The 13826-nt window shown below is 40.7% G+C and carries 12 protein-coding genes; 10 read left to right on the forward strand and 2 right to left on the reverse strand.

What is annotated here, in order from left to right; genetic code table 11:
- Nucleotides 1-139: 139 nt before the first annotated feature.
- Complete coding sequence (locus MTO68_RS00620; protein ID WP_244014631.1) at nt 140-667, forward strand: dihydrofolate reductase family protein; 528 nt, start codon at nt 140-142, stop codon at nt 665-667.
- A 99-nt stretch (nt 668-766) separates the two neighbouring features.
- Here the strand turns inward: MTO68_RS00620 and MTO68_RS00625 are convergent, their stop codons facing one another.
- Complete coding sequence (locus MTO68_RS00625) at nt 767-1306, reverse strand: DUF924 family protein (RefSeq protein WP_244014632.1); 540 nt, start codon at nt 1304-1306, stop codon at nt 767-769.
- Nucleotides 1307-1516: 210 nt separating this feature from the next.
- Here MTO68_RS00625 and gshA point away from each other — a divergent pair, with 210 nt between their 5' ends.
- From gshA to MTO68_RS00640, 3 genes are all read left to right on the forward strand, one after another.
- Nucleotides 1517-3094, forward strand: a complete 1578-nt coding sequence (gshA, locus tag MTO68_RS00630; protein ID WP_004718681.1) for a glutamate--cysteine ligase — start codon at nt 1517-1519, stop codon at nt 3092-3094.
- Nucleotides 3095-3122: 28 nt separating this feature from the next.
- Complete coding sequence (locus MTO68_RS00635; RefSeq protein ID WP_004818338.1) at nt 3123-3617, forward strand: disulfide bond formation protein B; 495 nt, start codon at nt 3123-3125, stop codon at nt 3615-3617.
- Between the two features lie 77 nt (nt 3618-3694).
- Nucleotides 3695-4210: a hypothetical protein gene (locus tag MTO68_RS00640; RefSeq protein ID WP_244014634.1), complete on the forward strand. Its 516-nt coding sequence runs from the start codon at nt 3695-3697 to the stop codon at nt 4208-4210.
- A 37-nt stretch (nt 4211-4247) separates the two neighbouring features.
- Here the strand turns inward: MTO68_RS00640 and MTO68_RS00645 are convergent, their stop codons facing one another.
- Nucleotides 4248-5579, reverse strand: coding sequence for an alpha/beta hydrolase (locus MTO68_RS00645; RefSeq protein ID WP_004818342.1), 1332 nt, complete (start codon nt 5577-5579; stop codon nt 4248-4250).
- Between the two features lie 243 nt (nt 5580-5822).
- Here MTO68_RS00645 and MTO68_RS00650 point away from each other — a divergent pair, with 243 nt between their 5' ends.
- From MTO68_RS00650 to urtD, 6 genes are all read left to right on the forward strand, one after another.
- A complete protein-coding gene (locus tag MTO68_RS00650; protein ID WP_151957493.1) occupies nt 5823-6407 on the forward strand; it encodes a YqiA/YcfP family alpha/beta fold hydrolase in 585 nt (194 codons plus the stop codon).
- 16 nt (nt 6408-6423) lie between these two features.
- Entirely contained in the window at nt 6424-8304 is a 1881-nt protein-coding gene (parE, locus tag MTO68_RS00655; protein WP_004718669.1) for a DNA topoisomerase IV subunit B, read from the forward strand.
- Between the two features lie 576 nt (nt 8305-8880).
- Nucleotides 8881-10170, forward strand: a complete 1290-nt coding sequence (gene urtA / locus MTO68_RS00660) for an urea ABC transporter substrate-binding protein (protein ID WP_034611328.1) — start codon at nt 8881-8883, stop codon at nt 10168-10170.
- A 101-nt stretch (nt 10171-10271) separates the two neighbouring features.
- Entirely contained in the window at nt 10272-11912 is a 1641-nt protein-coding gene (gene urtB / locus MTO68_RS00665; RefSeq protein ID WP_166782940.1) for an urea ABC transporter permease subunit UrtB, read from the forward strand.
- 4 nt (nt 11913-11916) lie between these two features.
- Nucleotides 11917-12987, forward strand: coding sequence for an urea ABC transporter permease subunit UrtC (gene urtC, locus MTO68_RS00670; protein ID WP_244014636.1), 1071 nt, complete (start codon nt 11917-11919; stop codon nt 12985-12987).
- Between the two features lie 11 nt (nt 12988-12998).
- Nucleotides 12999-13823 (forward strand): urea ABC transporter ATP-binding protein UrtD, encoded by an 825-nt coding sequence (gene urtD, locus MTO68_RS00675; protein ID WP_171077748.1) that lies wholly within the window; start codon nt 12999-13001, stop codon nt 13821-13823.
- Nucleotides 13824-13826: the final 3 nt, after the last annotated feature.

The following is a 13826-nucleotide window of genomic DNA, read 5'->3' on the forward strand; positions in this document are numbered from 1 at the left end:
AATTTCAAGAAGAATTTTGTTAATTCAGGAAGATACTCAACAAGATAAATGACTGTTCACGTAAAATTTAAACAATAAGCACGGTATTATACGTATTTAATCCATGATAAAAAATGAAGACTGTTAAGAGTAGAGTTGAATGAGTATTCAAATTAAAGGTTATATTGCAACAAGCGCAGATGGCTATATCGCAACACCAGATGGTTCTGTAGCATTTTTAACGCCATTTCAAAGTATTGACTGTGGATATGATGATTTTATCCAAGATATCGATATCGTGATTATGGGGCGTAAAACCTATGAAGTGATTTGTTCTTTTGGTGAGGCGTGGCCTTATCCAAATCAGAAAGGATTTATCGTCACTTCTAATCCTGATTTAGCTTTAACTCATGCCTCGCTTTCGCGGTGGAACTTAGGTGTGGATGAACTTGTTGAGTACCTTAAACAGAATTATAACGGCAATGTCTGGATTGTCGGTGGAACACAATTGCAGAATACCTTTATTGAACAGAAGTTGCTCAATACCTTAGAGGTTTTTATCATGCCTGTTCTTCTCGGAAAGGGCATACCGCTATTTCCAAGTTTTGACTCGCATGAACAGCAGTTAAAGTCCATACATGCTGAAATGATTGAAAATACCATTATTAAACACAGCTATGTTTTCTAACGCTTGTTGTTTCTAATGGATCAGTATGCTTTGATGTGCGGGTCAAACAGCTTATGCAAAATGTTTCTGCATAAGCTGTTTAGATAAAAATTAATAGAATTAAAAATGACTATTCGGCTGTTTTAAAAATTCAATTTCTTCTGCCGTTGAGCTTCGCCCTAAAATTTGATTACGGTGAGGATAACGTCCAAAACGATCAATAATCACTTTATGCTTTTTCTCAAAATCTAAATTGAGTGGATTGCCCAACTCTTCAAAAAGTTGTAAAGCTTGGATATGGATAATTTTTGATTCACTATGCATAAATGGCATATACAGGAATGAACGCTGTTCGGGGCTTAATTGCTGATCTAAATTTAGCTGAATTGCTTCTTGTGCTAGCGCAAGTGCCAAGGTATCTTGTGCAAAAGATTCAGCATGATCTCGATACAAATTACGCGAGAATTGATCTAAAACAATAATTTCAGCCAAGCGGCCTTCTGCTGTGGCACGCCAAGTCCATAGCTCGCAATGTTTGGCTTGATCTAAGGTATGTGCAAATCGCTGGTGCAAAGTTTGATCGAATGCGTCACTTTTTGCGAACCAAAATGGTTGAGTTTCTTCACTAAACCAAAAATCGATAATTTCTTGATAATTCATAGTAGTTACAATTCTTTAGTGGTAATTTTTCTATAAAATCACAAATTTTAGATGTCTTGTAGAGGTAGTTTGTGTTAAAAACTTTTCCGAAATAAAGTGAATAATTCATTTAAAACAACGATGCTTATACGTGTATATCGATAAATAACGTTATACTGCGCGCATCAAAACATTTTATTTTAAAAAATTCTTTAAGATAAGCGAGTAAGTATGAGTCAACCCGAAACGATTTCCCAATCTTTAGTACCAAATTGGGTGGATTCTACCTTATTCAGAGGCATGTTACGTGGCATCGAACGTGAAAGCCTGCGTATGCAAAGTAATGGCTTTTTATCACAGGCTGATCATCCTCAGTCTTTAGGCTCAGCCCTAACACATCCGCATATCACCACAGATTATTCAGAAGCTTTGATGGAGTTTATTACACCTCCCAAAGAAAGCATTCCTGAAGCGTTAAGCTTTTTAACCGATGTGCATGCTGTTGTGCATCGCCATTTAGAAAATGATGAAAAGCTATGGACTTTGTCCATGCCATGTATGCTGGATGACAAAGAAGAAAATATCCGTTTGGCACAATATGGCACATCCAATATTGGTCAATTCAAAACCTTATACCGTCATGGTCTCGGCATTCGTTATGGGCGCCGTATGCAGACGATTTCGGGTGTGCACTATAATGTGTCTTTCCCAGATGCGTTATTTGAACAATTACAACAACACGAAAGTAATGAAGCGCTTAAAGCCTTAAGCCTGCAAGATTATCGCAGTCATCGTTATCTTGGATTAATACGTAACTTTATTCGTTTAACTCCTCTCGTGATGTATTTGGTAGGTGCCAGCCCTTCAGTCTGTAAATGCTTTATGACAGGGCGTGAACATCAATTGTTGCCTTTAATCAAAGGCACATTATTTCTACCTTATGCCACAGCATTGCGCATGGGGCGTTTTGGTTATCAAAATTCTGCACAAAAACAATTGGGTATTCATTACAACAATTTAGAAAGTTATGTGGCTGAATTACAAAAAGCGGTCAATTCACCTTATGCGCAGTTTAGTCATTTAGGTTTAAACGATGCCAATGGTCAGCCGATTCAAATTAATGATCACGTCTTACAAATTGAAAATGAATACTACAGCTTAGTCCGTCCAAAACAAGTGCCACAAGCAGGGGAAACGCCTTCTCAGGCCTTGTCAAATCGTGGGATTGGCTATGTTGAATTACGCGCGGTAGATGTAAATCCATACAGTGCGATTGGCATCGATGAGGATACAGCAGGCTTCTTGGAAGTGGTTGCGTTGTATTGCTTGCTTAAAGAAAGCCCAGATTTATGGGATGAAGAACAAGATATTATTGAGCAAAATCAGGCTGAAGTGGTCAATCGTGGTCGTGCGCCAAATGCGAAAATCATTGAAGCGGGTGTTGAATATCCATTACTTGAGTGGATTCAACAGCATGTCACCGCCATGCAACCACTTGCAGATCTACTCAACCAATCCTATGCAACAGATTTATATCGTCAAGCGTTGACGGTGATGCAAACACGTATTGATGATGTGGATGAAACACTATCAGCGCATGTGATTGCCGATACTGTAGAGCAAGGTGGTACATGGAATTTTGGTGGCTATATGGCCAATCAACATATCCAAAGTTACGAACAACATGTATTAAGTCCGGAAACTTTAGCGTATTTTGAGGGACTTACTCGAACATCTCTCGCAGAACAACAGCAACTTGAACAAAATACAAGTATAAGTTTCGAGGATTATCTGAGTAAATTTAGATAAAGCATTGATTAGATAATGAGGAAGTTCCATGCAATGGCGTAGTTATCGCTTCGTAAGTGGTCTTTTATTTTTGGCAAGTGTGATTGGTATGTCATTTGCGCTCTATTTAGAGCATGTACAAGGGCTTGAGCCATGTCCACTATGTGTATTTCAACGTATTGGATTGATTGGTCTAGGGCTAATTTCATTGATTGCCTTTTTGCATAACCCAAAAACAAATGTATTTAAACGCATTTATAGCGTTTTGGGTTTAGCTGCGATTTCTTGGTCAGTTGGTGTTGCTGCTCGTCATGTGTGGCTACAGAATCTACCCAAAGATCAGGTTCCAAGTTGTGGTCCCGGTCTGGACTATTGGGTCAACACTTTGCCTTTAAAGGCTGTGTTTGAAAATGTGCTTAAAGGTTCTGGCGAATGTGCCATGGTCGATTGGACTTTCTTAGGACAGTCTTTACCTGTTTGGTCATTACTGTTTTTCAGTGTATTGGCATTGATCAGTCTATGGCAGTTGTTTAGAAAGTACTAATTTAAAAACATTAAGAGCCAGTCTAAACTGGCTCTTTTTTCATATAAACTTCAATTATTTATAAATCAAGCAAAATCATGAATCATAAAATAAATTTAGCCGGGATCGGTATGCTGGTCTGTTTGGCTACAGCACAAGTCTCTGCAAAACCAGCCAGCAAAGTGGTCAGTAAAGATGTGTCTTGTCAGTTTAAATCTAAATTTGATGACACCATTCCAGCCGATGTTTCCTATATCAAATTGGGTGCTCAGCCATTTAAAAAATTTATTGTCGATCCAGATTATTTTTCAAGTCGAATTGAAGACTGTCAATTACATGGTGGCAGATACTACGTATTGTCTGTGTCGCAGAGCCATCCTGCTAGAACGCTTGCTCAGTCGTTGATTGAGGTGACGCAATTTGATTTAACAGGCAAAAAGCTCAGCCAAAAATTTTATAATAAAGCTTGGACTTGTGAATTAAAACAAGGTTTTATTGTAAAAAATCAACGCTTATTGATCGATACCCAATGTGCAGAAAAATCAAACTTTGATGAATATGGTGACATGATTGATCCTCAGCAGAACAAGTCTTATCAAATTGAAGTGAAATAGCAAAAAAGGCTGATTGAAGATCAGCTTTTTTTTACAATTAGGTCTCAACAATCCCTTGCATACTTTCTAATTTAATCAAATATTTGCGAATTTGTTCTTCTGCCAATTCATCATGGTGCGGATAAAACCATTTGGCAATTTGTTCCGAAACCAAAGGATGATATTGAATCTCAAGATGGTTTAAGCCATAAAACACAGCTTTATGCGATTCAGGTAATTTCAACTGGAAACGTGGGTTTGGGTGTTCACCCAAGGCGCTTTTAACACTGACCAGATAGTCGCCAATCACTTTTAAGGTGCGGTTTTTGCGGTTTTCAAACTCCAAGGTACCTGCAATTAAAAAGGTATTGATATGCGACGGTAGCGGAGCTGGTTTACGGTTGTCATCCATCAAACCAATACGAGCATTGTTATGCTCCCAGTCATCATCTCGGACACTTCCATAACGCAAGTCTAAGATGCCATTACTGCGGATATTGACGATATGGCTGATCATTTTAACAATCGGGAAATTACCCACTTTCTCTTGCATGGCAAATCCGAAACGTTCTAATAATGCACCATGATGCGGGGAGCCAATACAAACCAGATTCTCAACCATGTGGAACCACTGGTGCATGTTTTGTTTGCCATAGAACAGCGCACTGCGAGAAACCAAGCCGCCCATACTGTGCCCAATTAAATCAATACTGGTAATGCGAGGGTTACGTTTGATTAAGTCTTCTAAAAGATTTGCCAATGAACGTCCATTGGCTGAAATTCTACGTCCAGTATTGTAGTGAAAATACAACATGGTGTTGTGATCACGTTGCGCCAAGAGTTTCTCACCAATACCGCCATTGTTACGATTGGTCCAGTCTTGATAATTCATACATAAACCGTGAGAGAAAATCACCACACGGCCAGCCAAATCACCTTGCTGTAATGAACCATAATGATCATAAAGCACAGGTGACAGTGCGAGCGGATTATGGGTTGCCAACAAATAATCGCCCAACACCCCATTTAAAACACTGACCAAAAAGGTCATATGAGAGGTCAATGGCTTATCATGTAAATTTGGGAAACGTTCAATGGTTTTACGTAAAATTGGGGCAATCAGGTGGCTACCATAATTTTGCAATGCGTGATAACCAAATTGATAGAATTTATCGACAATTGGACGGGATTGGAATCGTTTGGCTTTTTGTTTACTTAAGCCAAAAATACTCAGCAACATTTCACGTTGAATCGACTGGATGAAGTCTTGAACCATGCCACTGAGTGGCGTACTCACTAACTGCGCTAAACCTTCTAATACGTCGGCCTGACTTGGAGGCGAACGATCCCACTTACAATAGGTTTCGTGTAAAGGGGTTAAGCTTGGCATTGTTATTTCCTCATCCATATTGATCTGGAACAAAGACTTTATTTTTGCTGTAGATCAATGTATAAATCCCTAGGCAATCATCTTATCTTGTTCATCCTGAACGCTATTTAAAATACCGATAATTGCGATTAAGTTTTGGTTTTTTGTCGGACAATATCCTGACATATACAAATTAAAACAATAATGTGATTTGAATCACATTAAAAATTAAAACATTGGTGGTAAAAAAGCAAACTATTTTCAATGAATATTATTTATTTACATGGTTTTAAAAGTAGTCCTTTATCAATAAAAGGGCAACAACTAGATGATTATTGTCGATGTTATTCATCGCATAGTGTGCATTTGCCTGATTTAAACCAGCATCCGCAACTGGTTTTAGATCAAATTTCAGCGCTCATTGAAAAATTGCCTGATGTTGCACTGGTGGGGAGTAGCTTTGGTGGCTTTTATGCGACACAATTGGTCGCAAAATATGGTGTGCCTGCTGTTTTAATTAATCCAGCTATGCGACCATGGCAATTGTTCAGTAACTTATTTGGAATTGAACAGATTCCCTATAAGATCAATGAACAATGGACTTTAGATCGTTTACAACTTGACTATTTGGAAGCGATTGCCGTGCCATTTGTACAAGATGCAGACAAAATACTGGTCTTATTGCAACAAGGTGATGAAGTTTTAGATTATCGTGACGCTGAACGGTATTATAGTGCAGCTCCACACACATCATTGATCATGACAGAAATGCATGGTAATCATGCGATGGAAGATTTTGCAGATAAAATACCCATGATTCTGGAATTTTTATCATACTCCGTAAAATAAAAGGAAAAAACTCAACGTGTCTCAATATACGGCCCAATCACTTGAAGTATTATCTGGTCTAGATCCTGTACGTCGCCGTCCAGGTATGTATACCGATACCACTCGTCCAAACCATTTGGCGCAAGAAGTAATTGATAATGCTGTCGATGAGGCACTTGCAGGACATGCCAATAAAATTACTGTCACGGTATATAAAGATGGTTCGTTGTCGGTCGAAGACAATGGGCGTGGTATGCCAGTCGATATTCACCCTGAATACGGACAAAGCGGGATTGAAATTATCCTAACGAAACTGCATGCAGGCGGTAAATTTAGCACCGATAACTATCAGTTTTCGGGCGGTTTGCATGGTGTAGGGATTTCCGTGGTCAATGCCTTGTCTGATCGTGTTGAAGTTGAAGTTCAACGCCACGGCAATCTTTATAAAATGGCGTTTGAACATGGTGAACCTGTTGCGCCTTTAGAGGTTTTAGAAGGTAAAGCGCCAAAACGTGCTACGGGGACAACAGTACATTTTTGGCCAGAAGCGAAATATTTTGACTCACCTAAATTTGCTTTAAAAGCGTTAAAACATAATCTCAAAGCCAAAGCTGTGTTGGCTGCTGGTCTACAAATTAATTATATTGACCAGATTAATGACGAAAAAATTGAATGGCAGTTTGAAAATGGTCTCGTCGACTATTTGATGGATGAATTACAAGATCGTGAAATCATTCCAGATCCTGCCTTTGTTGCAACGGGTGAAGCTGAACGCGCCAGCGCTGAGTTTGCAATTTGCTGGAATGCTGAGGGTGGCGAACAAATTCAGGAAAGTTATGTGAATTTGATCCCAACGGCACAAGGGGGAACCCATGTAAACGGGTTACGCTCAGGTGTTACCGATGCGATGCGTGAGTTTTGTGAGTTACGTAACTTGTTGCCACGTAATCTCAAATTGTCTGCTGAAGATGTTTGGGACGGGGTCAATTATATTCTGTCGCTTAAATTCCAAGAGCCACAATTCTCAGGACAAACCAAAGAACGTCTTTCAAGCCGAGAAGCGTCTAACATTGTTTTAAATATTGCCAAAGATGCTTTTGCGCTCTGGCTAAATCAAAACTCTGAAGTGGCCATGCAATTGGCTGAGATTGTGATTGCGAAAGCGGGTCGCCGTTTAAAAGCAGCTAAAAAAGTTGAACGTAAAAAGATTGTTGCCGGTCCTACCTTGCCCGGAAAACTATCAGATTGTGTGGGTCATACCCTTGAAGAATCGGAACTGTTTATTGTCGAAGGTGACTCTGCCGGTGGTTCTGCAAAACAAGCCCGTGATAAAAACTTCCAAGCGATCATGCCAATTCGTGGGAAAATTTTAAATACTTGGGAAGTGTCTTCTGACGAGGTGTTGGCTTCTCAAGAAGTGCATAATATTGCGATTGCGATTGGCGTAGATCCGGGCAGTGATGACCTTTCCGAATTACGTTATGGCAAAATTTGTATCCTTGCCGATGCCGATTCAGATGGTTTACATATTGCGACCTTACTTTGTGCACTCTTCGTCAAGCATTTCCCTGCAATGGTCGATGCTGGGCACCTATATGTTGCAATGCCACCACTGTTCCGTATCGATGATGCTAAAGATGTTTATTACGCGCTTGATAACGAAGAGTTAGAAGCTATCTTAAAGAGAGTTAAATCTAAAAACCCGCAAATTACTCGATTTAAAGGTTTGGGTGAAATGAACGCCAGTCAATTGCGTGAAACCACCTTAGATCCAAATACACGCCGTTTGGTGCAATTGGATTTGGACGACACGCATCACACAACAGGCTTACTGGACAAATTACTTGCCAAAAAAAGGTCAGGTGATCGTAAAGACTGGTTAGAGCAAAAAGGTAATTTAGCTGATTTGAGTGTTTGATCGCTGAACTTATGCATATTTAAAAAATGATGCCTGAGAGCATCATTTTTTTTGATACCTCTGAAACATCGCATTGATGCAAATAGAGTTATATTCTTCGTAATACAAACTATTTCTGTATTGCCTTTCTATTTTTTCTCCTATTCTTGTACCTCGACTCCATCCATCTTAGGGATTGGATTATCCCGTCAAAATCGTTTGGTGCTGTAAAGCAAAATTCATCACGAAAGCCCTAAAAATTTAATTTTGGGTAAATTTTTTGCACTCTCATCGCTCATTTTAAACAAAAAAAATCGCACTTAATTTGACCAGTGTGGCTTTTAATCTCGCATTTTTACTTGCTAAGTGCTGGCTATATCCAGTGATTGAAAGGCATTTGATGCCTATCAACGTATCTTCAACTTATATAAAAATAATAGCATTTAATGTTTTGATTTTATTATTTTTTATCAAGAAAAATATTCAACGATAAAATCACAAATTCACCACTTGGCATAAAAATTGAATTAAGCCTGTTAGGTAAAAGCAAAATCGCGCATTCAAAAATGCACCAAAAGGTTTGGAGAGAAAAAGATGATGTTCCAACAAAAAATGTTTTCAAAAACACTTCTCGCTGTGGCAATGATGGGGAGCATTGCGCTGACAGCTTGCTCAAAACCCGCAGATAAAACGGAAGCGAAACCCGCAGCAGAAAATAAATCGGCAACTGCTACAGGCGGTGACACAATTAAAGTGGGCATCTTGCATTCATTGTCTGGAACCATGGCAATCTCTGAAACATCGCTTAAAGATACGGCACTGATGGCAATCAATGAAATTAATGCTAAAGGTGGGGTGATGGGGAAAAAGCTTGAGCCTGTTGTCGTTGATCCTGCATCAGACTGGCCATTATTTGCTGAAAAAGCCCGCCAGTTAATAACTCAGGATAAAGTCGCTGTCATTTTTGGCTGCTGGACTTCAGTTTCTCGTAAATCAGTGTTACCGGTTGTAGAGGAGCTCAATGGTCTTTTGTTCTATCCAGTGCAATACGAAGGCCAAGAACAGTCTAAGAATATTTTCTATACAGGTGCAGCGCCTAACCAACAGGCGATTCCTGCTGTTGAATATTTAATGGGTGAAGAGGGAGGTAAGGCGCAACGTTTTGTCCTATTAGGTACCGACTATGTTTACCCGCGAACCACCAACAAAATTTTACGTGCATTCTTAAAGTCTAAAGGTGTTGCCGATGCAGACATCATGGAAGAATACACACCATTTGGACACAGTAATTATCAAACCATCGTCGGCAATATTAAGAAATTCGCTGCGGGTAAAAAGACCGCGGTTATTTCCACCATCAATGGCGATTCTAACGTACCGTTCTATCGTGAATTGGGTAACCAAGGCATAAAAGCTTCCGATATTCCTGTGATGGCCTTTTCAGTCGGTGAAGAAGAATTACGCGGGATCGACACCAAACCACTGGTCGGGCATTTGGCATCTTGGAACTACTTCATGTCTGTGAAGAATCCAGTGAATACCGAATTCGTCAATAAGATGAAGCAATACGCAGTGGAATATAAGCTACCCAATGCCAGTAAATTGGTGACCAATGACCCAATGGAAGCCACCTACGTTGGCATCAATATGTGGAAACAAGCCGTTGAAAAAGCGGGAACAACGGATGTAGATAAAGTCCGTGAAGCGATGGCGGGTCAAAGCTTTAAAGCACCGTCTGGCTATACCTTAAGTATGGATGCTACTAATCATCACTTACATAAGCCTGTGATGATTGGACAAATTCGTGGTGATGGACAATTTGATGTGGTTTACAAGAGCCCTCAACCGATCAAAGCGGAACCATGGAGCCCGTACATTCCTAAATAAAGACTTTACGACCCCAAAAGCCCGCTATATGCATAGTGGGCTTAGCTGATGACTCAACTTTAAAGGTCATTGTATTTAAACAAAAATAGGGGGAGTTACATATGTCACTTAGACTGAAACTCGCAGCACTTTTTTTTACGATCTCTCAATTATTTCTTATTCAACAGATTTTTGCTGAATCTGTGCATAGTGCGCAATCGTCATCCGCTCAGCCAGCGGCAAGTCATGATGATGCCATTCAAAAATTTGTACGTGCAGATTTTGCAAAGCGTCGAGCGATGCTGAATCAATGGCCAGCAAGTATAGACGAGCTTGATAAGCTGGTGGCCTATGTCGAAAACGACGAGCTTTATACCGACAGTTCGGGCAATACCTACATCATGAAAGCTGGCGATAAACTGTTCAGTTATCCAGATGAACAGGCAATTACTGATTGGCCAGGTGATTTAAATCAAGTGACGCTGGTCAACACTTTGCATAAAGCCTTAAGCTTTGGTCAGGCGAAGATTAAGTTACAGTCCATAGACGCATCACAGCGATTGGCTGCGATTGATATCTTGGAAAATAATTTAGATGAACTGGATATTAAGGTCATCAACCAGCTTTATCTCAATGAAAAAAATAATAAAGTGAAGGCACGTTTAGCCCAGTTAAAAGCACGAATTGATTTTAATAGTCCAGATACGCTCACCAAAATTCAAGCGGTTAAAACCCTAAAAGATTCTAGTCGTCCTGATGTTTTGGCGATCATCGAACAAGCGCTAACACAGCCAAACTTAAATCCAGAATTAAAGGCTGCTTTGGTCAGTGCGCAAAGTAGTATTAAAACCCGCATTCAAGCCAGTGAATGGACAGGACATGTTTTTTCAGGCCTCAGTACCGCAAGTATTTTATTGCTCGCAGCATTAGGACTGGCAATTACTTATGGCTTACTCGGTGTGATCAATATGGCACATGGCGAGTTGATCATGATCGGTGCTTATACCACTTATGTGGTGCAGAGTTTCTTTAAAACCCATTTGGGTGCTTATGTGGATTGGTACCTGATTGCAGCAATTCCAGCAGCATTTTTAGTCAGTGCTTTGATTGGCATGTTGATAGAACGAACCGTGATTCGCCCGTTGTATGGCCGTCAGTTAGAAACCTTGTTGGCGACCTTTGGTGTCAGCCTTATTTTGATGCAATTGGTCCGGATGATTTTTGGTGCGCAGAATGTGGAAGTATCAAATATTTCATGGCTGTCAGGCGGGATTTCGCTTACACCTAGTTTGATGCTGCCGTATAACCGTATCGCGATCATCGTCTTCACCATCGCTGTATTACTTTTACTGGTTTATCTGCTCAATAAAACCCGATTTGGTCTATTCGTCCGTGCAGTCACGCAAAACCGTCAGATGGCACGTGCTGTCGGTATCCGTTCTGCCCGAATCGATATGATGGCCTTTGGACTGGGTTCAGGACTTGCAGGGTTAGCAGGCTGTGCCTTGGCACAAGTTGGCAATGTCGGACCTGACCTAGGGCAAAACTATATTATTGATGCTTTCCTTGTGGTTGTAGTGGGTGGTGTTGGTCAAGTTTGGGGGGCTGTGCTTGCCGCATTAGGTTTAGGCGTGAGTGGAACAATTCTCGAAATTGGTATGGGTGCAGTGCTCGCCAAAATTATTCTCTTGGTTCTTGTGATTCTGTTTATTCAAAAACGCCCACAAGGTTTATTTGCTATCAAAGGTCGTTTTGTGGAGTAAGCCTATGAAAATCACATCATTACTTTCAGATAAACCCTATAGTGCAATCGCCATTGCTGTATGTTTCGCTGTGATGCTGATTCTGCCGTGGTTTCATGTGTTGCCACAAGATTCCGCTCTACACCTCTCTGCATACTGGGTGACTTTGATTGGCAAAATCATGTGTCTCGCCTTGGTTGCACTGGCTTTGGATCTGGTCTGGGGTTATGCCGGCATCCTGAGCCTAGGGCATGGATTATATTTTGCTTTGGGTGGTTATGCTTTTGGTATGTACCTGATGCGAGAGTCAGCAGGCGAGCAATTGCCTGACTTTATGCGTTTTCTCAGTTGGACTGAGCTGCCTTGGTACTGGGTCGGAACCCAGCATTTCTTATGGGCTTTGGCTTTGGTGATTTTGGTACCAGGCGTGATTGCCTTTATCTTTGGATTCTTTGCATTCCGTTCCAAAATTAAAGGTGTGTACTTTTCGATTATCACCCAAGCCATGACTTTTGCTGCTGCACTGTTGTTCTTCCGCAATGAAACAGGTTTTGGCGGGAACAATGGCTTTACTGGATTTAAAACCATTCTTGGGATGGATATTACCTCTGCTTCTATGCGAGCAACATTGTGTTTCCTTACGGCCTTAGTGTTGTTACTCAGCTTTATCGGCTTACGTAGTTTAATGAATAAGCCTTATGGTCGAGTGTTGGGAGCAATCCGTGATAGTGAAAACCGTTTGCAATATTTAGGCTATCGTACCCTGTGGTACAAACTCTCGGCATGGGTCCTTTCAGCGGTGATTGCCGGAATTGCAGGTGCCTTGTATGTCCCACAAGCAGGCATCATTAATCCAAGTGAAATGAATCCTGTGAATTCGATTGAAATGGCGGTTTGGGTTGCAGCAGGTGGTCGTGGCACATTGATTGGCCCAATTCTAGGTGCAGGTCTGATCAATGGAGTTAAAACCTATTTTACCGTTGCATATCCTGAAATATGGTTATTGATCCTTGGTACATTATTTATCGTTGTAACCATCTTCCTCCCTAAAGGGGTGATTGGATTGCTTGAGCGCTTTAAAAAGGAGGATCACTAATGTCAGAGCTATTGTCAGATTTGGGCTTAAATTCGCAACATGGTGGTCAAATCGGTGAGGGCTATGGTCGTCCTAAAGCTGAAGGTGCCGATTTCAGCCATGGTATTGCACTTTACTTAGAAAAAGTCAGTGTATGGTTTGATTCTTTCCGCGCTTTAAATGATTTGTCTCTTTACATTGAAGAAGGGGAGTTGCGCTGCATTATTGGGCCAAATGGTGCGGGAAAAACCACATTGATGGATGTGATCACTGGTAAAACACGTCCTACCGAAGGTTCTGCCTTTTTTGGTCAAAACTATGATCTTGCCAAAATGAGTACTGAACAAATTGCAGAAGCGGGTATTGGTCGTAAGTTTCAGAAACCGACTGTATTTGAAAATTTTACAGTGATGGAAAATCTGCTCCTTGCTGCACCAAAAGACAAAACCGTGAAAAAAAGTTTTTTTAGCAAGCTAAGTCCCGATGCACAGTTGGCTTTGGATGAGTCGTTGCAACAGATTCGTTTACAAGAGTTTATTCAAAAGCCTGCGGGATTGTTATCACATGGACAAAAGCAGTGGCTTGAAATTGGCATGCTGTTGATGCAACGACCTAAACTGATCTTATTGGATGAGCCTGTAGCGGGAATGACCGATGCTGAAACTGAACGCACAGCAGAGTTATGTTTGGAATTAAAAAAGAATCATACCTTGATTGTGGTCGAGCATGATATGAGCTTTATCGACACCATCAGTGAGAAAGTTACGGTTCTGGCACAAGGCGCCATTCTTGCAGAAGGAACCTTGGCGGAAGTACAAGCCAATGAAGATGTGATTGAAAAGTATTTAGGACGTTAAGGG

It is taken from the genome of Acinetobacter sp. NyZ410, assembly GCF_022828975.1.
Taxonomy (GTDB): domain Bacteria; phylum Pseudomonadota; class Gammaproteobacteria; order Pseudomonadales; family Moraxellaceae; genus Acinetobacter; species Acinetobacter guillouiae.

Excerpts from the sequence above, each read along its gene's own strand:
- MTO68_RS00620 (WP_244014631.1), top strand. The coding sequence starts at position 140 with ATGAGTATTCAAATTAAAGGTTATATTGCAACAAGCGCAGATGGCTAT.
- MTO68_RS00625 (WP_244014632.1), bottom strand. The coding sequence starts at position 1,306 with ATGAATTATCAAGAAATTATCGATTTTTGGTTTAGTGAAGAAACTCAA.
- gshA (WP_004718681.1), top strand. The coding sequence starts at position 1,517 with ATGAGTCAACCCGAAACGATTTCCCAATCTTTAGTACCAAATTGGGTG.
- MTO68_RS00635 (WP_004818338.1), top strand. The coding sequence starts at position 3,123 with ATGCAATGGCGTAGTTATCGCTTCGTAAGTGGTCTTTTATTTTTGGCA.
- MTO68_RS00640 (WP_244014634.1), top strand. The coding sequence starts at position 3,695 with ATGAATCATAAAATAAATTTAGCCGGGATCGGTATGCTGGTCTGTTTG.
- MTO68_RS00645 (WP_004818342.1), bottom strand. The coding sequence starts at position 5,579 with ATGCCAAGCTTAACCCCTTTACACGAAACCTATTGTAAGTGGGATCGT.
- MTO68_RS00650 (WP_151957493.1), top strand. The coding sequence starts at position 5,823 with ATGAATATTATTTATTTACATGGTTTTAAAAGTAGTCCTTTATCAATA.
- urtA (WP_034611328.1), top strand. The coding sequence starts at position 8,881 with ATGTTCCAACAAAAAATGTTTTCAAAAACACTTCTCGCTGTGGCAATG.
- urtB (WP_166782940.1), top strand. The coding sequence starts at position 10,272 with ATGTCACTTAGACTGAAACTCGCAGCACTTTTTTTTACGATCTCTCAA.
- urtC (WP_244014636.1), top strand. The coding sequence starts at position 11,917 with ATGAAAATCACATCATTACTTTCAGATAAACCCTATAGTGCAATCGCC.